The organism is Mesorhizobium sp. 113-3-9 (genome assembly GCF_016756515.1).
In the GTDB taxonomy this organism is placed as follows: Bacteria; Pseudomonadota; Alphaproteobacteria; order Rhizobiales; family Rhizobiaceae; genus Mesorhizobium.
This window is the reverse complement of sequence record NZ_AP023246.1, coordinates 5,868,834-5,888,738: the sequence shown is the minus strand read 5'-3', so window position 1 is coordinate 5,888,738 and position 19,905 is coordinate 5,868,834. Positions and strand designations below refer to the sequence as shown.

General features: G+C 63.0%; 18 protein-coding genes. 8 read left to right on the top strand and 10 right to left on the bottom strand.

Annotation, left to right across the window (positions count from 1 at the left end; genetic code table 11):
* Window positions 1-34 precede the first annotated feature (34 nt).
* Together MesoLj_RS28880 and MesoLj_RS28875 are read right to left on the bottom strand one after the other, a co-directional pair.
* Window positions 35-760, bottom strand: a complete 726-nt coding sequence (locus MesoLj_RS28880; RefSeq protein WP_140769743.1) for a GntR family transcriptional regulator — start codon at window positions 758-760, stop codon at window positions 35-37.
* Window positions 761-882: 122 nt separating this feature from the next.
* Window positions 883-1,671 (bottom strand): HalD/BesD family halogenase, encoded by a 789-nt coding sequence (locus MesoLj_RS28875; RefSeq protein ID WP_140769083.1) that lies wholly within the window; start codon window positions 1,669-1,671, stop codon window positions 883-885.
* A gap of 101 nt (window positions 1,672-1,772) precedes the next feature.
* On the opposite strand from MesoLj_RS28875, the gene MesoLj_RS28870 reads away from it, so the two are divergent.
* Entirely contained in the window at window positions 1,773-2,681 is a 909-nt protein-coding gene (locus MesoLj_RS28870) for a LysR substrate-binding domain-containing protein (RefSeq protein WP_140769081.1), read from the top strand.
* A gap of 44 nt (window positions 2,682-2,725) precedes the next feature.
* Here the strand turns inward: MesoLj_RS28870 and MesoLj_RS28865 are convergent, their stop codons facing one another.
* Together MesoLj_RS28865 and MesoLj_RS28860 are read right to left on the bottom strand one after the other, a co-directional pair.
* Window positions 2,726-3,880 carry an efflux RND transporter periplasmic adaptor subunit gene (locus tag MesoLj_RS28865; protein WP_140769079.1) on the bottom strand — a complete coding sequence of 385 codons (1,155 nt, stop codon included), beginning with the start codon at window positions 3,878-3,880 and terminating at the stop codon, window positions 2,726-2,728.
* Between the two features lie 15 nt (window positions 3,881-3,895).
* On the bottom strand, window positions 3,896-7,081 hold the full coding sequence (locus MesoLj_RS28860) for an efflux RND transporter permease subunit (RefSeq protein ID WP_202323402.1): 3,186 nt from the start codon (window positions 7,079-7,081) through the stop codon (window positions 3,896-3,898).
* Window positions 7,082-7,560: 479 nt separating this feature from the next.
* Between MesoLj_RS28860 and MesoLj_RS28855 the strand changes: the two genes are divergently transcribed.
* On the top strand, window positions 7,561-8,151 hold the full coding sequence (locus tag MesoLj_RS28855; protein WP_202323401.1) for a TetR/AcrR family transcriptional regulator: 591 nt from the start codon (window positions 7,561-7,563) through the stop codon (window positions 8,149-8,151).
* A gap of 313 nt (window positions 8,152-8,464) precedes the next feature.
* Here MesoLj_RS28855 and MesoLj_RS28850 read toward each other — a convergent pair whose 3' ends face one another.
* The 6 genes from MesoLj_RS28850 to MesoLj_RS28825 form a co-directional block, all read right to left on the bottom strand.
* On the bottom strand, window positions 8,465-9,487 hold the full coding sequence (locus tag MesoLj_RS28850; RefSeq protein WP_140769071.1) for a LacI family DNA-binding transcriptional regulator: 1,023 nt from the start codon (window positions 9,485-9,487) through the stop codon (window positions 8,465-8,467).
* 137 nt (window positions 9,488-9,624) lie between these two features.
* Window positions 9,625-10,416, bottom strand: a complete 792-nt coding sequence (locus MesoLj_RS28845) for an ATP-binding cassette domain-containing protein (RefSeq protein ID WP_202323400.1) — start codon at window positions 10,414-10,416, stop codon at window positions 9,625-9,627.
* Window positions 10,417-10,419: 3 nt separating this feature from the next.
* Complete coding sequence (locus tag MesoLj_RS28840; RefSeq protein WP_202323399.1) at window positions 10,420-11,406, bottom strand: ABC transporter permease; 987 nt, start codon at window positions 11,404-11,406, stop codon at window positions 10,420-10,422.
* A 117-nt stretch (window positions 11,407-11,523) separates the two neighbouring features.
* Window positions 11,524-12,459, bottom strand: coding sequence for a substrate-binding domain-containing protein (locus tag MesoLj_RS28835; protein WP_019856893.1), 936 nt, complete (start codon window positions 12,457-12,459; stop codon window positions 11,524-11,526).
* A gap of 223 nt (window positions 12,460-12,682) precedes the next feature.
* Window positions 12,683-12,847, bottom strand: coding sequence for an ATP-binding cassette domain-containing protein (locus MesoLj_RS28830; protein ID WP_202323398.1), 165 nt, complete (start codon window positions 12,845-12,847; stop codon window positions 12,683-12,685).
* Between the two features lie 103 nt (window positions 12,848-12,950).
* Window positions 12,951-14,108, bottom strand: a complete 1,158-nt coding sequence (locus MesoLj_RS28825; protein WP_140769061.1) for a fumarylacetoacetate hydrolase family protein — start codon at window positions 14,106-14,108, stop codon at window positions 12,951-12,953.
* Window positions 14,109-14,458: 350 nt separating this feature from the next.
* Here MesoLj_RS28825 and MesoLj_RS28820 point away from each other — a divergent pair, with 350 nt between their 5' ends.
* The 6 genes from MesoLj_RS28820 (at window position 14,459) to MesoLj_RS28795 (ending at window position 19,893) form a co-directional block, all read left to right on the top strand.
* Entirely contained in the window at window positions 14,459-15,343 is an 885-nt protein-coding gene (locus MesoLj_RS28820) for an ABC transporter permease (RefSeq protein WP_202323397.1), read from the top strand.
* A complete protein-coding gene (locus MesoLj_RS28815; RefSeq protein WP_202323396.1) occupies window positions 15,340-16,161 on the top strand; it encodes an ABC transporter permease in 822 nt (273 codons plus the stop codon). Before MesoLj_RS28820 ends, MesoLj_RS28815 begins: the two co-directional genes overlap by 4 nt.
* Before the next feature lie 26 nt (window positions 16,162-16,187).
* Window positions 16,188-17,255: an ABC transporter substrate-binding protein gene (locus MesoLj_RS28810; protein ID WP_140769055.1), complete on the top strand. Its 1,068-nt coding sequence runs from the start codon at window positions 16,188-16,190 to the stop codon at window positions 17,253-17,255.
* A 176-nt stretch (window positions 17,256-17,431) separates the two neighbouring features.
* Complete coding sequence (locus MesoLj_RS28805) at window positions 17,432-18,040, top strand: cupin domain-containing protein (protein ID WP_202323395.1); 609 nt, start codon at window positions 17,432-17,434, stop codon at window positions 18,038-18,040.
* Window positions 18,030-19,115, top strand: coding sequence for an ABC transporter ATP-binding protein (locus tag MesoLj_RS28800; RefSeq protein WP_202323394.1), 1,086 nt, complete (start codon window positions 18,030-18,032; stop codon window positions 19,113-19,115). Before MesoLj_RS28805 ends, MesoLj_RS28800 begins: the two co-directional genes overlap by 11 nt.
* 139 nt (window positions 19,116-19,254) lie before the next feature.
* Entirely contained in the window at window positions 19,255-19,893 is a 639-nt protein-coding gene (locus MesoLj_RS28795) for a 2'-5' RNA ligase family protein (protein ID WP_202323393.1), read from the top strand.
* The last annotated feature ends 12 nt before the right edge of the window (window positions 19,894-19,905 follow it).

Sequence of the window (19,905 nt, the reverse complement as noted above, 5' to 3'; positions counted from 1 at the left end):
ATTTCAGGAAAGCATCGCCTTGGCGGCGAAGCCCTCAGCCGTTGTTGTTCCGTCCGGCGCGATCGGCCTTGGCGCCCTTCGATTCCCTTTGTTCCAGCCCGCGCGCATAGGCGAGCAGTTCCTCGAAATCGATGTCGATATGTTCGCGGGCATAGCGCTGGGCGGCGCGCATATCCTTGCCTTTCATGAGCCGCACATAGGTCTCGTGCATGTCCTCGACCGGCACCGGCTCGTTGCGGGCATGCAGATGGAGCGCGAAATACATCTGCAGCCGGCTGGTCAGCCGCTGCCAGGTTTCCAGCAGCACCGAATTGTCGGCCCATTCGTAAATCAGTCCGTGCAGTTGCAGCGCGGTCTCGATCTGACGCGTGGTGTCGAGAGCCCGCGTCGCTTGCTTCACCGCCTCATGGCGCCGGTCGATCTCGTCGAAGAAGCGCTGGTCGCGCAGAGGCCAGGTGCGCTCAATGGCGAATTCGTCCAGAACCTTGTTCAACGAATAGGCATCGTCGATATCCTTGGCGGTGACGTCGACGACGAAGGTGCCGGCGTAGGGAATGCTGGCGAGGAGACCTTCCTGCACCAGCTCGCGCATCGCCTCGCGCAATGGCGCGCGGCTGACCCGCATCTGCTCGGAAATCCTGAGCTCGTTGAGCTTCTGGCCGGGCTCCAGTTGGCCGGTCAGGATCGCGCGCCGAAGCAGCGCCACGATCTCGGCACGGCGCGTGGTGTCGGCAATCGGGCTGAACTCCGTCTTCACTATCCGGCCCACTCCAGCGAGAACAGACCGCAAGACAATCAGATTGTCGACAATCTAACAAGGTCTCATTTTCGGATTTTTTCTCGGCGCCAGGCAAAACCCGCCCCGGATCGGTGGAGGGCGGCTCAGGCCGCCCGGCCGTAGAAGCCGACCCGTTCCTCGGCACTGAACATCACGCCGGGTTTCTCGTAATAGGAGAACACCGCGATCATGCGCTCGCGTTCGCCTTCGACGGTGGTGACACGGTGCGCGGTGTTCTTGCCGCGGAAGACATTGAGCGTACCGGGCTTCATGCGCAGGATTTTTGCATCGGGGTCTCGCCCTTCGAGCAACCTGGCGACACCGTCATAGTTCGGATCGTCGTCCGAGCGCAGATCGGTGCGGTATTCGAGGTCGCCGCCACTCTGCGCCTGCTGCAGCAGAAGCGTCGTGGTGAATTCCGAGCGGTCGAAATGCCAGTTCAGCGCCTCGCCGGCGCGATAGGCCATGACATTGGTGCGGGCCAGCGGATCCTGCATGACATGCAGTTCTGCCTTGCCCATCGTCGCCGCCAGGAAACGCACAAGCGGCTCGTATTCGTAGATGGCAAGCACGGTGCTGCCGGGAAGCTGGTCGGCACAGACAGTGTGGCTGATGGTCTCGACCTTGCGCAAGGCGGGATGGTCGGGCGCCAGTTCGGGGATGCTGGGCTTGAAATAGATATTGTGCATGCGCTTGTGGACATGGGACTGCGTGTCCATGACCGGCTTGATTTCCCGCACCGCCTGTTCGGCGACGCCGGGCCGCAAAAAACCTTCGAGATTGAACATGCCGTCGGCTTTGAGCGCCGCGACGGACTGCTCGACGAGGCGCTTCCAGTCGCCGCTGCCTTCGCGGTCGAGCGGATAACGGTCGAGATCGAGAATGTCCTTCATGTCGCGTGCTCCTTGGGCTGGGCACAGAGAACGGCAAAAAATTCTTTCCCTCAACGCGGAAAATTATTACGACCGACCAAGAAAATCTTATGGAGCTTGGCATGGAAAGACTGCCGCCGCTGAACGCGATCAAGGCCTTCGAGGTCGCCGCTCGTGCCGGCAGCTTCACCCTGGCCGCGAGCGAGCTTGGCGTGTCCTCGGCGGCGGTCAGCCAGCAGATCCGCAATCTCGAAACCTGGTTCGGCAAGCAGCTGTTCGTGCGCACCGGCAACCGCATCACGCTGACCGACGCCGGCCACGCCATTTACCCACAGACCGCGCGTGCGCTTGGCGACATCGCCGCCATCGGCCAGCGCATGCTGGAAGGCGGCCTGAGAACGCGTCTGGTCGTCAGCGTGCCGTTTTCGCTGGCAGAGCTATGGCTGGCGCCGAGGCTGGCTGCGCTTCTCGATGCCTTTCCGCACATGGCGATCGACGTGCGCGCGGAAGACGATCCGATTGATCTGATGCGCCAGAATGTCGATCTGCGCATTTCCTATGGCGACTATCACTATCCCGGCTTGCGGATGATCCGCCTCGTCCATGACGATGTGCTGCCGGTCTGCGCCCCGGAATTCTGGCACCGGCACGGCAATGGCGATCCGGGGCTCACGGACCTGCATGAGAGCCTGTTCATTCACACCAATTGGGGTCCTAACTATGCCTCGCACCCAACCTGGGCCGACTGGTTCGCGGCATGCGGCGCGAGCCGCTCGCCAGACCCGTCGCATGGGCGTCGCGTCGGCCTGTCCAGTCTGGCGATTGCCTCGGCGAGGCTCGGCCTGGGCATTGCCCTTGGCCAGCGGGTGATGGCGCAAGCCGATCTGGAGGCGGGCCGCCTGATTGCGCTTTCCACCGTTTCAGTGCGCCTCGGCCATCCCTATTGCGCCTTCATGCCGCCGGCCAAAGCCGATCGCGCCGATGTGGCCGCTCTTGTCGGCCTGCTCGTGAAAACGGCGCCCGCGACCTGAGAAAAGGTCGAGGGCGCCGCGCGGAAACCGGGCCTGCGGGGGATTCAGGTAGCCGGTTTCTGTGGCAGTGGCGAGATCGGCATTCCGGGTCCGATCTTCTGCAGATTGCCTGTGATGATCTGGTCGCCTTCGGCGACGCCGCTCAGGATGGCCACCAGATCGCCGTTGGTCGGGCCGAGAGAGACCAGACGCTGGTCGACCGTGTTGCCCTTGCCGACGACGTAGAGATATTTGCCGAGCTGGCTCGAACCCAGCGCGGTCTGCGGCACCATCAGCGCATCAGGCTGCTGCCTGATATGCAGCCGCACGCGGACATACTGGCCAGGCATCAGCGTGAACTTCGCATTACCGATGGTGGCGCGTGCGGTGATGGTTCCGGTCGAATGGTCGACCGTGTTGTCGATGAAGGTCAGTTCGCCCTTCTGGCTGGTCTCGGTCTCGCCCGGAAGCAGAACCTCGACCTCGATCGGGCCGGCCGCGCGGGCCTGCTCGATCTCCGCCAGATCCGTCTCGCTCGGATTGAAGGTGACATAGATCGGGTCTAGCTGCACCAGCGTGTTGAGCACCGTGCCGGCGACGCTGACCAGCGTTCCGACCGAAGCCTGATTGCGGCCCAGGCGCCCGGTGAACGGCGCATGGATCTCGGCATAGCTCAGATTGAGCTCCGCCGTGCGCACCGCTGCCTGGTTGAGCGCCAGCGACGCCTGCGCTTCGCGCAAGGTGCTTGTGCGCTGGTCGAAGCTGTCCTTGTCCAAGTAACCGCTCTTGGCGAGCTCGGTGCCGCGGCCGAGATTGGAACGCGCATAGTCGAGCGTCGCCGTATCGCGCTGCACCTGGGCTTTCGCCTGGTCGAGAGCTGCCTGGAAGTCGTCGGGCGAGATCTTGTAGAGGAGGTCGCCCTGCCGCACATCGGCGCCGTCTTGCGCGGTCTGTTCCTGCAGATAGCCCGGCACGCGCGCTTGCAGGGTGATGCTGCGGATCGGCTCGATGCGGGCAGCATAGTCGAGATAGATCGGGATCGTCTTCTTGACGACGCTTGCCACCGGCACCGGCATGACGAATGCCGCTGGAGCCGGCGTCGCCGCTCCCGCCGTGGCGCCGCTCAACCTGAGGTTACCCATGTCGAGCAGATGGACGCTGGCCACCGAGATCGCGCCCAGTGCGACAGCCGTTCCTAACGCGATTTTCCATTTACGCATGATTAGTCTCCAATCTTATTCGGCCGCTTCCGCCAGGGGAGGGAAGGCGGGTTCGGCAGTTGGTTCAGTGTGCTTGGAGGCGGGCTCGCCGCTTTCGCGGCGCTCCCGCAGTTGTTCTATGACCGCGTAGAAGACCGGCACGAACACCAGCGACAGGATGGTCGCGGCGACCATGCCGCCAAACACGGTGGTGCCGATCGACTGACGGCTCGCGGCACCGGCGCCAGTGGCGAACATCAGCGGCAGTACGCCGAGGATGAAGGCGAAAGCCGTCATCAGGATCGGCCGCAGCCTGAGCCGCGCGGCTTCCATCGCCGCCTCGACGATGCTGAGGCCCTCTTCGCGCCGCCGTCTTGCGAACTCGACGATCAGGATCGCGTTCTTCGCCGCCAGGCCGATCAGCATGACGAAGCCGATCTGCGAGTAGACGTCGATCTGCATACCGCGCAGCAACAGGGCTACGAAGGCGCCGAACAGGGCCAGTGGCACCGCCAGCAGCACCATGAACGGCATCGCCCAGCTCTCATACTGCATCGCCAGGATCAGGAAGACGAAGACGATGGCGAGGCCGAAGACGACCGACGCGATCGATCCTGCCTTGAGCTCCTGGAAGGTGATGCCGGTCCATTCGAAACCGAAATCCCTGGGCAGCGCGGTGGCAGCGGCCCGTTCCATTGCGGCGACCGCCTGGCCTGAAGAGAAGCCGGGGGCAGCGCCGCCATTGATCGTGGCCGAGGCGTTGTTGTTGTAGTGCGGCACGGTTTCCGGGCCGACGAACGGCACCAGCTTGCCCAACGTCGAGAGCGGCACCATGCCGCCTGAGGCATTGCGCACATAGAGCCGTGAAATGTCGGAGGCACCCGCACGTGCATCCTTGTCGGCCTGGATGGTCACCCGGAAAGTGCGGCCGAACAGGTTGAAGTCGTTCACGTAGAGGGAGCCGAGATAGATCTGCAGCGTGTTGAAGACGTCGGGCAGGTTGAGGCCGAGCAGCTTCGCCTTGGCCCGGTCGAGGTCGTAGTTGAACTGCGGCGTCGAGGTCGAGAACGGCGAGAACAGCTGCTGCGGATTGATTTCCGGCTGCTTGCGCGCCTCGGCGATCACGGCTTGCGTCGCGTCGTTAAGGGCCGCGCTGCCGCGGCCGGTGAGGTCCTCGACGACGAATTCGAAGCCGCCCGTGGTACCAATACCCGGGATGGAAGGCGGATCGAAGCTCAGCGCAAAGGCTTCCGGAATCTGCATCAGCTTGCCACGTACATCGGCGACGAGCTTGGACGCGCTCTGGTCGGGGCCACGCTCTTCCCATGGCTTCAGGATGGCGAATTCGACCGCCGAGTTCGATTGCGCCGCACTGGTCAGGAAGTTCAGGCCGCTGATCGAGCCGACGATGTCGACGCCGGGTGTCGCCTGCAATATGTCGCGCGCTTTCTGGGCCACCGCGTCGGTGCGCTCCAGCGAGGCACCATCGGGCAGCTGGATGACGACGAAGAAGTAGCCCTGGTCCTCGACCGGAAGGAAGGTCGACGGCAGCTTCTGCCAGACGAAGTAGGTTGCCACCAGTCCGGCCGCGAACAGGCCGAGCATGATCCAGCGCAGCCGGATGAGGATGCGCACGCCGTGGGCATAGGCATGTGATGCCTTGTCGAAGCCTGTATTGAACCAGCGGAATGGCGCGAACTGCGTCTCGCCGCGATGGCGCAGGAAGGCAGCACTGAGGGCCGGACTGAGCGTCAGTGAGTTGAAGGCCGAGATGCCGACCGAAATCGCCACCGTCAGCGCAAACTGATTGTAGAGCTTGCCGGAGACGCCGGGAATGAAGGCGACGGGCACGAAGACGGCCATCAGCACCGCCGTGGTGGCGATGATCGGTCCGGTGACCTCGGCCATCGCGGCCTTGGTCGCCGCCAGCGGTTTGAGGCCCGCCTCCAATTGTCGTTCGACGTTTTCGACCACCACGATGGCGTCGTCGACGACGAGGCCGATGGCCAGCACCATGCCGAGCAGGGACAGCATGTTGAGCGAGAAGCCCATCATCTCCATGACGACCATCGTCGCCACCAATGACACCGGAATGGCGATGGTCGGGATGATCGTTGTGCGCCAGCTCTGCAGGAAGACGAACACCACGGCGACGACCAACACCAAGGCTTCGCCGAGCGTGATCAGCACGTCATGCATCGAGGCCGACACGAAGCGCGTCGTGTCGTAATGCATGGCGTATGAGACGCCCTTGGGGAAACGTGCCGACAGCTCCTGCATCTTGTCCTTGACGTGCTGCTGAAGATCGAGCGCGTTGGAACCGGGCATCTGGTAGACGGCGAGCACGACCGTCGGGTCCTTGCCGAAGAAGGCCGAGGACGAATATTGCAGGGCGCCGAGTTCGATGCGGGCCACGTCGCGCAGCCGCACCAGCGAGCCGCTGTCGGTGTTGGCGCGCACGACGATGTCGCCGAACTCCTTAGGGTCGCTCAGGCGGCCGACGGCGTTGACCTGCATTTCGAAGGCGGTGCCGGCCGGCGCCGGCGACTGGCCGATCTTGCCGGCCGCGACCTGGACATTCTGCTCCGAGATGGCGTTCTGGACGTCGACCGCGGTGATGCCGAGATTGGCGAGCTTGTCGGGATCGAGCCAGACACGCATCGAATAGCGCCGCTCGCCGAAGATCTGCACGTCGCCGACGCCGGGCAAACGCTTCAGCGGATCGACGACCTGCAGATAGGCGAGGTTGCTCAACGCCACCGGGTCAACCGATTTGTCGGGCGAGGTCAGGTTGACGATGAGAACGAAATTCGGGTTCTGCTTCTTGATCGTCACGCCGCCCTGGTTGACGATCGCCGGCAGCGACGAGGCCGCCTGCGAGACGCGGTTCTGGACGTCGACGGCGGCCGTGCTCAGGGAATAGCCGACATCGAAGGTGATTGTGATGGTCGAGGAGCCGTCATTGGAACTCGTCGACGACATGTAGGTCATGCCTTCGACGCCGTTGATCTGCTGCTCCAGCGGCGTCGTCACCGTATCGGCGACCACCTGCGCGCTGGCGCCCGGATAATGGGCGCTGACCACGACCTGGGGCGGTGTGATGTCGGGAAACTGCGAGACCGGCAGCAGGAAATAACAAATCGTCCCGGCGAGCACCATGATGATGGCGATCGACGAGGCGAAGATCGGACGGTGAATGAAAAAGTTTACCACGACACACATGCCTCGCCGGCTGCTCTTGCCCGCCCGAAGGCACTGGCAACCCTGGACAACTGGCCGTGCCCGTCACGGGAAGATTCCCGTGAACGCAGCAACGGCACCTCGCGACGCTGCCCATCGGCAAGCGAGCGAAGCATTTTCTCGAAAGCGCGGGGGTCGACCCCATCTGCTTTCATGACCAGCCGGATCATCGGATCCCGGACGGCCTCATCTATGGTAAGATCGCGGCGCTGTGGCATTGGCCGGCTCCTTGTCTGTCGATTCGCAGCCCATGCTCGCGAACCGTTTTCATTTCTTCACCGGCCGAGGCCGCATGATTGGCAGTTTCTCGTCCCTCTCATCTGGCAGGACCAGTTCACGGCCTTGTTATTGACGACGGACGACATAGGTGTTACCAGTAAGTAACATGCTGGAAGTTACAGACCGGTAACACCCTAGTCAAGAGGTGGCCGAGGGTTTTTTGGAAACGAAAGGAGATCATGATGACAGACGGCGTCGTGGAGCGCTCTCGTCCCCGGGATCGAATCCTGGAGACGGCACGCGACATGTTCCACAAGCACGGCATCAAGGGCGTCGGCGTCGACGCCATTACCGAAGCTGCCGGCACGAACAAGATGACGCTCTATCGTCACTTCGAATCCAAGGACGAGCTGATCGTCGAGTGCCTGCGCGCCAACGCGGCCAAGGCCGGCGCCATGTGGGACGCGTTCGAGGCCGAATTTCCTGGCGACAAGCTCGCGCAGTTGCATGCCTGGGTGCGTAAGGCGGCCGCGATGCTCAATGCTGACGGCCGTGGCTGCGACATGGCCAATGCCGCCGCCGAGCTGACCGAGCCGGACCATCCAGCCAGGCTGGTGATCAAGGAACTCAAGGAGGCTCAGCGCGAGCGCCTCGTGACGTTGTGCCGGGATGCGGGCATTGGTCAGGCCGAACTGCTCGCCGACACGCTGTCGCTGCTGTTCGAGGGTGCGCGTGTCAGCGTGCAGACGGTGGGCGCCGAAGGTCCGAGCACGCAGTTCGTGCGCATGGCCGAAGGGCTGATCGTTTCCTTCCGGGGCACCGCCGCCGGTTGAGTTCCGCCGCCTCTGTCGGTCGTTTGCCGGTCATATGACCGAGGCGATGCCGTGCGCCCTTTGGCGTCGGCTGTGCCGCTACTCCTGATGGCTGAACGAAAAAAGCCCGCTGCCGGGAGGAGGTGGCAGCGGGCTCGATTTCGAATGTGGTGCGGGAGGAGGTGCACCCCATTCAGCGTCGGCATCGCATCTGGGAGGAGTAGATGGCCGACAACCAGAAGCTACGAGTTGCCCAATGATTCGGCAACAATGAATTGTGCATAGCTGCTGTGCAGATTTGCCGTGCCGCCCGCAGAAGCGGGGAAATGCGTTCTCATTGCACCGGAACGTTTTCCCGGAAGATAAGTCGTGGCTCGATGAACTTTCGCGTCAGGTAGGGTGCCGATGAGGCAATGGAGCCAAGCAGGCGAATGACCGACTGCTCGGCGATCAGCCTGGCGTTCTGGTCGATGACGACATCGGCGAGGTCGTCGACGAGGTAGCCGCGCGTTTCTCTCGTCAGGTCGTGACAGATGAAGACCGGCTTGCGGTTGGGCCTGGCTTCCCGGATGGCTTTTGCAACGCCGGAGCGTCCGGCCCCGACACAATAAATGCCGAGCAGTTCCGGTTCGTTATGCAGCGCCTTCATGGTTTCGGCATAGCTGGCATCCGGCTCATCGTTGATCTCGACGGCACTGGTCACGGTGAGGTTGGGAAATTCCTCGCCAAGCACGGAGCGAAAGCCCATTTCACGTTCCTCATGGCCGCGATAGGACCGCGAGCCGACGACCATCGCAAGATGGCCCTCGCGGCCGCCGAGGAAGCGTCCCATCAAGAGCGCGGCGGTCCGTCCCGCCACGCGGTTGTCGATGCCGACATAGGCCGAGCGGGGAGCGGCCGGAATATCGGACACCAGCGTCACCAGGCGGATGCCGGCGTCGACAATGTCGCGCAGGATGTTGCGGGTTCGCGGATGGTCGATGGCGATGACACCGACGCCATTGGCCCTCAGCGACAGGTTCTCGACGGCGCTCTGCAGCGCATTGGGCGCGATGCCGGCGAGGTTGTGGATCCGGCAGGAGGCGACCAGCGGCAGGCGCGATGCATAGTCCTCGATGTGTCTTGCCAGATCCTGCATGAAGGCATTGCTGCCGATCGGCAGGAAGAATTCGAGGTTTGCAGGTTTCGAGGGAAGCGTCACCTGATCGGCGACCGGCAGATAGCCGAGCTGCTTGGCGGCCTCCATGACGCGCTGCCGGTTTGCGGCGCTTGCTCCCGGCCGATTGTTGAGCACCCTGTCGACCGTCGCGGTCGAGAGCCCGCAGTTCCTGGCGATATCGGAGACCGTGGCCTTCATGCCGTAACCCTGTGCGCCGATGCGGTGGCGCGCCAGACAAGCGATTTGGCGGCCGATGCGATATGAGTGACGGGTGATCGACACCCATCACCGCGATGCGCATTCGGCTGCCTCGACAAGACGGCTTCCGCCCGTCCTCAGTGTGACGGCTTGCCGTCGGCGACGGCGTCGCGGATTTCCTTGTCCGACATGCCGGTGATGATCCGTTCGACTTCCGTCACGGTCGTCTTCTTCGGGTCGATGTCGTCGGCGACCACTTTGCCCCGGCGCATGACGACGATGCGGTCGACTACCTGGAAGACATGATGGATGTTGTGCGCGATGAAGATGCAGGAATGGCCGGAATCGCGGGCGTTGCGCACGAAGCTTAGCACGCCCTGCGTTTCGGCGACGCCAAGATTGTTGGTCGGCTCGTCGAGGATGATGAGGTCGCTGTCGAAATGCATGGCACGCGCGATCGCCACCGCCTGGCGCTCGCCGCCCGACAGCGAGCCGATTGGCGTCGTCGGCGGGATGTTCTTCGAGATGCCGACCTGTTTGAGCAGGTCGCGGGCGACAGTGTTCATCGCCTCCTGGTCCATGCGGTTGAGGAAACGCGGCGGCTTGATCGGCTCTCGCCCGAGGAACAAATTGCGGGCGATCGACAGTTGCGTGACCAGTGCCGAGTCCTGGTAGATCGTCTCGATGCCCTGGGCAATGGCGTCGCTGGTGCTGCGCAAGGTCACCTTCTTGCCGCGGATGAAGATGTCGCCGCTGGTCAGCGGCACGGCGCCTGAGAGCACCTTGATCAGCGTCGACTTGCCGGCGCCGTTGTCGCCGAGCAGGCCGACGATCTCCCGCTCATTGACATGGAAATTGGCGTCCTCGAGCGCCTGCACGCGGCCATAGGACTTGTGGATGTTCTGCATGCGGATCAATGGCTCGGCCATGGTTCAAGTCCCTGCCTGATGCCGGCGTTCCAGCCATGAGTGGAGCGCCATCATGCCAAGGATGATTGCGCCGATGAAGATGTTGTAGGCGAGGCCCGGCACGCCGATCAGCACGATGCCGTTGCGCATCACGCGCAGGATCAGGATGCCGAGCACGGTGCCGATGATGGTGCCGCGCCCGCCGGTCAGCGCCGTGCCGCCGATCACCACCATGGCGATGACTTCGAGCTCGTAGCCGGTGCCGCTGTTGGGATTGGCGGCGGACGTGCGCAGCGAGGAGATGACGCCGGCCAGCGAAGCCATGACCGAGGAGAGCACGAACAGGCCGATCTTGACGCGGTTGACGTTGACGCCGCGGGCCCGCGCGGCGTTGGGATTGCCGCCCGCCGCCTGGATCCAGTTGCCGGTCCGGCTCTGCGTCAGCACATAGCCGAGCGCGATCGCCGCGGCGATGAACCAGAACAGCGACATGTAGATGCGGAACGGCCCGATGAAGAAGTCGCCGACCAGCGCTTCCGCCAGCCAGCTGCCTTCGGCGCTCCAGGTGCGCTGCGGAAAACCGTCGGTGATGAAAAGGGCGCTGCCGCGCACCACGAGCAGCATGCCGAGCGTCACCAGGAAGGACGGGATCTTGAGCTGCGTGACGAACCAGCCATTGACCAGGCCGATCAAGGCGGCGACCACCAGCGCGACGACGAAGCCCATTTCCAGCGAGGTGACGCCACTGTTGAACAGCGTCCACATCAGCACCGGCGAAAAGCCGAACAGGGAGCCGACGGAAAGGTCGAATTCGCCTGATGTCATCAGCAACGTCATTGCCAGCGCGATCAGGCCGAGCTCGACGGTGAAGGCCAGCGTGTTGGAGATGTTCTGCGGCGACAGGAAGTCGTGGTTGAAGCCCCAGAAAACGCCGATCTCGACGACGAGCAGCACGAAGGGACCAAATTCAGGCCGCGCGATCAGGCGTTGGATGAGCGAATGATTTTCCACAGGGAACCCGCGACATGGTTGGAACGGGCCGCGATCTCCACCGCATCGGGCGGGCCAGTCGCGGCGCAAGGGAAACCTGGCGCCGCGTGCCAGTACGGTGCGGCGCCAGGATCGCGGTTATTTGCCGGACAGGATCTTGTCGTAGATGCCGGCCGTGTCCTTTTCGTAGAGCGCGCCGGTGATGACGTTGAAGCCCGGAGGAATGCCTGACGCGGCCATGTTGGCGAGCGACAGCGCGACATAGCTGGTCGCCTGCGGGTCCTGCCACTGGCCGGCATTGACATAGCCGTTCAGCACTTCCTGCGTGGTGTCGAGCGAATTGCCCCAGCCGACGACCGGAATTTCGCCCGGCTTTACGCCGACCTGGTCGAACACCCGCTTGATCGAGCCGGTGACGAGGTCGCCGAGGCCGATGATGGCGTTCACCTTGCCTTTGTGGGCGGTGAGGTAGTCGACCATGCGGTTGATCACCTCGGCCTGGTCGAGCGTCGCCTCGGTCACTTCATAGGTGATGCCGAGCGGTCCGAACACGCTCTTGATGCCTTCTTCTTCCTGGACGCCGTAGGTGGCGCCGGGAATCTCGACCGGCATCCAGACGAAGTCGCCCTTCTTCACCAGGCCCTTGTCGACCAGATACTGGGCCCAATGCTTGCCGAAGGTGACGTTGTCGCCGCCGACATAGGCATTGAAATTGGCCTTGGGATCGGGCGTGTTGAAGTTGATGATCGGGATGTTGGCGGCGCGGGCTTCCTTGACGATCTCGACAAGGCTGCCCGGATCGGGGCTGGTGGTGACGATACCGTCGGCCTTGGCCGACAGCGCGGCGCGAACCGCTTCCTGCTGGGAGGCGACATCGCCATTGTGGAACGAGGTGTTGACGGTATTGCCGGTGTCCTTCGCCCATTGCTTGGCGCCGGCCAGGAAGTAGGTCCAGACCGGGTCGGCCGGGCCGCCATGTGAAATCCAGTAGAAGGTCTTGGCCTGCGCCGCGGCGGGAATGACCGTCAGCGCGACCAGCAGGCCGTAGAGCACAAGTCTCAGTCTTGTCAGCATTTCATTTCCTCCCGGTTGAAGATGATCCGTCCCTTGTTCCGGCTCGGCCGGATTGCGTCTTTTGCCAGCGCCGCTCGGATACCTAAGAGCATTCCCTTTTTCGACGAATGGCAAGCCTCCATCTGCAGGTGTAATTGCCGCCCGACGCGCCGCCATCAGCAGACCCATCAGATTGCATCAGTTGCGGTGACTTTTCAGGGCAGCCGGATGATCGGTGAAGGGCTCAGCCCGCCAGCACCTTTGTCGGCGTCGATTTGCCGGCGCCGCTTTCACCGACCAGCGCGTGGATCGAACCGCGCTCGATCATAAGGTTCATGTCTTCGAGCACGACCGTGCCGCCAAAGCACCTGGCGACGTTGCGCACGAACAGGATCGGAGAACTGGACATCGGAGCGCCCTCCCGACCGCACCGCGATCTTGAAGCGGATTGCGTCCGCCTTCATCCGGTTCCGCACAAAATCATGTTGATTGCGGCCGTTTGGGCAAAGATTCTAGATAAGACCGGCTTTCGCCAGGTCGCGCATCAAATGGCTGGCGCCATAGGTCCAGTGCGGGCAATCAGGCGACAGCCGCACCCGGTTGACCAGCGCGCCGAATTTTTCCGACGAGATGGTGACGATGTCGCCGACCTTGTGGGTGAAGCCCTTGCCCTTTTCGCCGCGGTCCTTCGACGGCACGAACATGGTGCCGAGATAGAGCGCCAGCCCATCCGGATACTGGTGGTGCGGCCCCATGGCCGCGGCAACCAGCTCTTCCGGTGAACGGCTGATCTCGGCCATCGAGCTTGCGCCCTCCAGCGAGAACCCATCTTCGCCCTCGACCTTCAGGCGCACCACGGCCTGCTTTACATCGTCGATCGAGAACGTCTCGTCGAACAGGCGGATGAAAGGGCCAAGCGATGCGGAGGCGTTGTTGTCCTTGGCCTTGCCAAGCAGCAGTGCGGAGCGCCCTTCGACGTCGCGCAGGTTGACATCGTTGCCGATAGTGGCGCCGACGATCCTGCCGCTCGAGGCGGCGATCATGGCGATCTCCGGTTCCGGATTGTTCCAGGTCGACACCGGGTGCAGGCCGACATCGGCGCCGAAGCCGACCGAGGCCATGGGCTGGCACTTGGTGAAGATCTCGGCATCGGGGCCGATGCCCACTTCCAGATATTGCGACCAGGCGCCGCGCGCGATGAGCTTGGCCTTGATCTCCATGGCCTCCGGCGATCCGGGCTTGAGCTTCGACAAATCATGGCCGATCAGTCCGGCAATGTCGGCGCGGATGGCATCGGCTTTTTCAGCGGAGCCGCGCGCCTGTTCCTCGATCACCCGCTCGAGCAGGCTGACGACGAAGGTGACGCCCGATGCCTTGACCGCTTGCAGGTCGACAGGGGAGAGGAGATGCGGTCTTGCCGGGTCGCGCCCGGCCTCGAAACTGTTGGCGGCGATGTCATCGAGCGAGCCGATCGGCTTGCCCCTGGCCGCGCGCACATGCCCTGCCGGATCGGCCATCTCGCAGACATCACGCACGGTTGGCGCCGCGCTTGACGTGATGTCGAAGACGGTCCCGTCACGCACCGTGACCACCATGGGATGCGAGACATCGCCACTCCTGGCGCGGCCGACAAAAAGGCCCTCGGTGGGCAGATGCGTCGGGATTGTCATGCGTGGGATCCTCTGATCATCGAAAATGCGGCTTGCCGGATCGGCGCGGCACTTTCACCGGATTCCGCTCAAAGGTCTATCCCATCGATGGTGATCCAAGGTGCCGGGCTTTGGTTGTGAAACTCCGGATCCGGGACAGCCGGTCTGCGCTAGGCGCCACAAAACCACGAGCTATTTCAAGAACATGAAACGCTCAATGGATTTTCATGAGGGACACGTAAGCCCATGCTGCTGCGGTCCCTGCGGATTTAGGCGCTGATCGCAGCCATTTCTGCCAGCGGAATTCTGCTTGACAGTTTCACGAATATGAAAAAATCTCAGGTAATTTCAAAATTTCGATGGGCAGGCCGATGTCGACCCTGGTTGCAGCAGAAGTGCCCGAGTCCCGGTCCTTGTCGGGCTTCCGGCTCGCCATGCTGCTGCCGGGGGCACTGGTCACGTTCCTGCTGATCCTGTTTGCGCTTGGCCTGGTGCTGTTCCTCGCCTTCCGCGGCAATGACGGCTCGCTGCTCGGCGTTGGGCTGACCGTCGAAAACTTCGCCACCGTGGCAACCGATCCGCTCTACTGGACGGTGACGCTGCGCTCGCTGGTCATTGCCGGCCTGGTGACGCTGGCAACCGTCGTCACCGCCTATCCCGTCGCCTACTACCTCGCCTTCCATGCCGGGCATCGGCGCGGCCTGCTGCTTTTCCTGGTCACGCTGCCGTTCTGGACCAGCTATCTCCTGCGCGTCTTCGCCTGGAAGATCGTGCTCGCCTATAACGGCGTCTTGAATTCGGCGCTGATCGAAAGCGGCATCTGGTCCGAGCCCACGCTGGCCTTCCTAAACACGCCGGCGGCGGTGGTCGTCACGCTTGCTCATGCCTACGCGCCGTTCGCCATCCTGCCCATCTATGTGGCGCTGGACACGATCCCGAAATCGCTGCTCGAGGCCGCCTCCGATCTTGGCGCGCGGCCGTTCACCGCGTTCCGCCGCGTCGTTTTGCCAAACTCCATGCCCGGCGTTCTGGCCGCGGCCCTTGTCGTCTTCGTGCCGACGGTCGGTGACTATGTCACGCCGGCCATGGTCGGCGGCCCGGCCAGCACCATGATCGGCACGCTGATCCAGTCACAGTTCGGCAAGGCCAATGACTGGCCGTTCGGCGCGGCGCTTTCGGTCTGCGTCATGCTGGTCATTCTCCTCGTTGTGCTGGTCGCGCGCGGCGCCGACCGCAGATTTGGCAGCCGCACATGAGGGCCGAACGCGCCGGCACGAAACGGGATGGCCGCTGGCTCGGCCTCTACGTACTTGCCTATCTGGTGTTCCTCTATCTGCCGGTCCTGCTGATCCCGCTGTTTTCCTTCAACGATTCCATCCAGGCGGCGTTTCCCCTGCAGGGCTTCACGCTGCAATGGTATGCGACGCTCTACGGCAATCCGGCGCTTTCGGGCGCGCTCGCCAACAGCCTCGTCATCGGCGTTGTCGCGGCTTCGGGCGCCACGCTGTGCGGCATCACCGTGTCTTATATGGATCTCTATGGCCGCTCCCCTTTGGCCGCCACCATCAGCGCCATCGCACGGCTGCCGATCCTCATCCCCGGCGTCATCGTCGGCATATCGCTGCTGATCCTTGTCAACCTGATCGGCCTCGGGCCATCGCGCATCGCCATCGTTCTCGGCCACATACTGGTGGCTCTGCCGACCACCGTGGTCATCATGCGCAGCCGTTTCGCCGCCATCCCCAAGACCGTTCGCGAGGCGGCCCTCGACCTTGGCGCTTCCGACTGGACCACGTTCCGGCGCGTCATGCTGCCGCTCAGCCTGCCGGCCGTACTGTCAGCCTTCATGCTTGCTTTCCTGATCTCCTTCGACGAATTCATCGTCGTCTTCTTCCTCGCCGGAATCGAGCCGACACTACCGCTCTACATCTGGAGCCAACTGCGCTTCCCCCGATCGCTGCCGACCGTCATGGCGCTGGGGACGGTGATCCTGGCCGTTTCCTTCATCATCGCCGGTACCGCCGAGATCCTGCGCCATCGCGGGCTCGGTGCGGCGCGCCGCAATCCAGCCTGACCATAACAACCAAGAGGAGAACGAAAATGGCATTCCTGAAATCGATAACCGGACACAAGGCCCGGGCCGGCCTCGCGGCATTGGCGCTCGCATTGTCTTCGACCGTGACGCTGGCCGCCGAGAAGCTGCAATACTTCACCTGGTCGGGTTACGAACTGCCCGACTTCAACAAGAGCTTCCTTGCCGCGCATCCCGATGGCGTCGAGGCCTCGATCTTCGGGGACGACGACGATGCCTTCACCAAGGTCAAGGCCGGCTTCCGTCCTGACATCGCCCATCCCTGCTATGACAAGGTGGCGCGCTGGAACAAGGAAGGCCTGCTGCAGCCGATCGACACCAAGCGCATCAAGAACTGGGATTCGATCTTCCCGGTGTTCAAGAACTTGCCCGATCTGCAGGCCGGCGACGGCAAGGTCTGGATGGTGCCGTGGGACTGGGGCAACACCTCGATCCTTTACCGCACCGACCTGGTGAAGAATCCCGAGGCGAGCTGGAATCTGCTCTGGGACAAGCAATATGCCGGCCGCATGGCGACCATCGACGCCGTCCATGACACGCCCATCGTCGCCGCACTTCTGGCCGGCGTGAACCCCTTCGACATGACGCCGGCTGAGATGGACAAGGTCGCGGCAAAGTTGCGCGAACAGCGCCCGTTGCTGTCGAGCTACACCACCGACATGACCTCGGTCGAGCAGGCGCTGGCCAGCGGCCAGCTGGTCGCCGCCATGACCTGGAACGCATCGGCCACGTCGCTGAAGAAGCAGGGCGTGCCGGTCGAGTTCATGAAGCCGAAGGAAGGCATGCTGACCTGGGCCTGCGGCTTCGTCATGCTGAAGGACGCCAAGAATGTCGATCTCGCCTACGACTTCATCAACAGCCGGCTCGACGCCGACTCCGGCAAATTCCTGATCCAGTCCTATGGCTATGGCAGCTCGCTCAGCACCGCTTTCGCCGGCGTGGCGAAGGACGAATTGGAGAAGCTGCAACTGCCGTCCGACCCCGAGGTGATGCTGAAGAGCACCATCTTCACCGGCCCGATGAAACAGAACGACGATGTGGCGAAGATGTTCGAGAAAGTGAAGGCTGGCGGCTGACGCTGGTTCTTCCTTCTCCCCTTGTGGGAGAAGGTGTCGCCGAAGGCGACGGATGAGGGGTGCTCCAGCTTGGCGCCGACGGTGATCCGTCACCCACCCCTCATCCGTCTCGGCGCTACGCGCCGATCCATCTTCTCCCACAAGGGGAGAAGGAAGAAGCAAACGAGGACGAATGCATGGATGTTCTTGACGAAGCGGCGGAGAAGCCGAAGGACGATGCCGACGTGCGGGTCGGCCGGCGCGTGCGGGCGCTCAGGCTCGAGCGCCGCCTGTCGCTGGCCGAACTGGCCGCAAGGGCAGGCGTGTCGATCGGCGCGCTCAGCCAGATCGAGCGCGGCATGTCCTCGTTGCGGGTCAAGGTAATCTGGCCGCTCGCCGCCGCGCTGGACATCGAGCCTTCGGCGCTGATCGCCGACGGCAACGAGGCCGTCAACGATCTCTATTGCGTGCGCGCCAACAGCCGCCGCGCAATTCCGGTGAAATCCGAAGGCATCGCCAAGGCACTGCTATCGCCGCCCGGCGCGACGCTGACCGGCATGCTGGTGACGGTGGAAGCCGGTGGCGGCACGGCGGAAGCCTACGCCCATGCCGGCCATGAATTCGGCTACGTGCTTTCGGGTGAGGTAGAGCTGGTGGTGGATTCGACAAAATACGGGCTGAAGACCGGCGATAGCTTTGCCTTCAAGAGCACGCTGTTGCATGCCTTCCGCAATCCCGGCGCCGAGCAATGCCAGATCCTCTGGGTCAACACCACGAAGCCGTCCGAGGTTCGCGATGGCGCCTGATCCACTCGTTCGGCTGCAGGCGGTTTCCAAGGTTTTTCCAGGTGGCATCGTCGGGCTCGATGCCGTCGATCTCGACATTATCAGCGGCGAATTCATCACGCTGCTCGGGCCGTCCGGCTGTGGCAAGACCACCAGCCTGCGTGTCATTGCCGGCTTCGAAAGCCCGTCGAGCGGCAAGGTCTTGCTCGACGGTCGTGACATCACTGCCCTTCGGCCCTTCGACCGGCCGGTCAACACCGTGTTCCAGGACTATGCGCTGTTTCCGCATATGAACGTCGCCGAAAATGTCGGCTTCGGCCTGTCCCTGCGAAAACTGTCGGGCGCCGAGCAGGCGAAGCGCGTCGGCGAAGCCCTGGAGATGGTCGGTCTCGCCGACAAGCTTCGCGCTCGCGTCCTGGAACTGTCGGGCGGCCAGCGCCAGCGCGTCGCGCTCGCCCGCGCCATCGTCTGCGAGCCGCGCGTGCTCCTGCTCGACGAGCCGCTGTCGGCGTTGGACGCGCATCTGCGCGAACAGATGCAAGTCGAGTTGAAGCGGCTGCAGTCGCGGCTTGGTACCACCTTCGTAATGGTCACCCACGACCAGACCGAGGCGCTGTCGATCTCCGACCGTATCGTCGTCATGAACAAGGGCCGCATCGAGCAGATCGCGCCGCCGGCGACCCTCTATGATCGGCCAGCAACCAAGTTCGTGGCGAGCTTCATCGGCACCATGAATCTCCTGCAATCACGTTTTGTCGGCCGCGATGGCGATCGCCTGCGTTTCACCGCCGGCACCTTGCCGCTGGAGGCCATTTCCGAAACCGACCAGTCCCCCGGAGAAGGCGAAATGCGCACCATCGGCGTGCGTCCGGAGGATCTGCTGGCGATGACCGAGGCCGCTCCCGGCACGGCGCCGGCACGTGTCAACAGCATCGTCTTTCACGGCCGCACGCTGCGCCTGCATGCCGAACTCGAAAAAGGCGCGCCTGTTGTCATCGATGCCCCGCGCCAGGCCGAGGGTTTTCAATTCAGCGTCGGCGACGTGGCGCATATCAGCCTGCGGCGTGGCGCCAACTGCCCAATGTTGCCGGGCTAGCCTGATCGGCTTCGCAAGGTCGCCGCACAGTTGCGCGGGTACATGCTGGAAGGACCGGTGTCCATCCGTTTTCGCTTGACGTGTTCTCTTTTTGTTCTAAAATTCCCGATCGGATACAATTTGCCGGTCGAGTTCAGTTATGAGTGGGCAACCTGCATTCGGAACCGCCAGGAACGGCCAGACCTTTTTCCAATGGGAAGAGTTCGAGCGACATTTCGACGACCGGATATTCTTCGCCGTCCTTGCCGAGAACGCTATTGCCGCCCCTCTCGCGCGGAAGGCCGTCGCCCTGGATCGCGAGCTGGGGCTGCAAGGCTGGTTTGTTCCGGAAAATCACATCCATATCTCGCTCGTCGGTCTCGGCGACCATGACGGGTTTCCGAAGGAGTTGGTCGAAACCGCCTGCCGTATAGGCTCGATGATCGTTGCAAAACCTTTCGAGGTTTCCTTCGATCGCTTGTCGGCTTTTGGCGGTGGTTCGCTTGTTCTGCGCGGCGGCAGTGGCAGCAATCCGGCGCTACAAGAATTCTGGCGCAAGCTTACTGCGCTGATTTCCGACAGCCCGTTGAAATGCTTTCTCACAAAGTCCATCGAACCGCATGTCACGCTGCTTCGCGATGAAGCGCGTGTGCCCAAAATCCGCGAACGGACGATTGATCCAGTCAACTGGTTGGTGCGGGATTTTGTGCTGATCCACAGTCTCATCGGCAAGGGCGTCTACGATGAGTGTGGACGTTGGCAATTGACCGGTCAGGACGATTCCCTGGCCGGTATGTGAGAAATCGTCGTC

Excerpts from the sequence above, each read along its gene's own strand:
- MesoLj_RS28815 (WP_202323396.1), top strand. The coding sequence starts at position 15,340 with ATGAGGGCCGAACGCGCCGGCACGAAACGGGATGGCCGCTGGCTCGGC.
- MesoLj_RS28860 (WP_202323402.1), bottom strand. The coding sequence starts at position 7,081 with ATGTGTGTCGTGGTAAACTTTTTCATTCACCGTCCGATCTTCGCCTCG.
- MesoLj_RS28875 (WP_140769083.1), bottom strand. The coding sequence starts at position 1,671 with ATGAAGGACATTCTCGATCTCGACCGTTATCCGCTCGACCGCGAAGGC.
- MesoLj_RS28830 (WP_202323398.1), bottom strand. The coding sequence starts at position 12,847 with ATGTCCAGTTCTCCGATCCTGTTCGTGCGCAACGTCGCCAGGTGCTTT.
- MesoLj_RS28795 (WP_202323393.1), top strand. The coding sequence starts at position 19,255 with ATGAGTGGGCAACCTGCATTCGGAACCGCCAGGAACGGCCAGACCTTT.
- MesoLj_RS28800 (WP_202323394.1), top strand. The coding sequence starts at position 18,030 with ATGGCGCCTGATCCACTCGTTCGGCTGCAGGCGGTTTCCAAGGTTTTT.
- MesoLj_RS28870 (WP_140769081.1), top strand. The coding sequence starts at position 1,773 with ATGGAAAGACTGCCGCCGCTGAACGCGATCAAGGCCTTCGAGGTCGCC.
- MesoLj_RS28805 (WP_202323395.1), top strand. The coding sequence starts at position 17,432 with ATGGATGTTCTTGACGAAGCGGCGGAGAAGCCGAAGGACGATGCCGAC.
- MesoLj_RS28825 (WP_140769061.1), bottom strand. The coding sequence starts at position 14,108 with ATGACAATCCCGACGCATCTGCCCACCGAGGGCCTTTTTGTCGGCCGC.
- MesoLj_RS28810 (WP_140769055.1), top strand. The coding sequence starts at position 16,188 with ATGGCATTCCTGAAATCGATAACCGGACACAAGGCCCGGGCCGGCCTC.
- MesoLj_RS28855 (WP_202323401.1), top strand. The coding sequence starts at position 7,561 with ATGACAGACGGCGTCGTGGAGCGCTCTCGTCCCCGGGATCGAATCCTG.
- MesoLj_RS28835 (WP_019856893.1), bottom strand. The coding sequence starts at position 12,459 with ATGCTGACAAGACTGAGACTTGTGCTCTACGGCCTGCTGGTCGCGCTG.
- MesoLj_RS28865 (WP_140769079.1), bottom strand. The coding sequence starts at position 3,880 with ATGCGTAAATGGAAAATCGCGTTAGGAACGGCTGTCGCACTGGGCGCG.
- MesoLj_RS28820 (WP_202323397.1), top strand. The coding sequence starts at position 14,459 with ATGTCGACCCTGGTTGCAGCAGAAGTGCCCGAGTCCCGGTCCTTGTCG.
- MesoLj_RS28845 (WP_202323400.1), bottom strand. The coding sequence starts at position 10,416 with ATGGCCGAGCCATTGATCCGCATGCAGAACATCCACAAGTCCTATGGC.
- MesoLj_RS28850 (WP_140769071.1), bottom strand. The coding sequence starts at position 9,487 with ATGAAGGCCACGGTCTCCGATATCGCCAGGAACTGCGGGCTCTCGACC.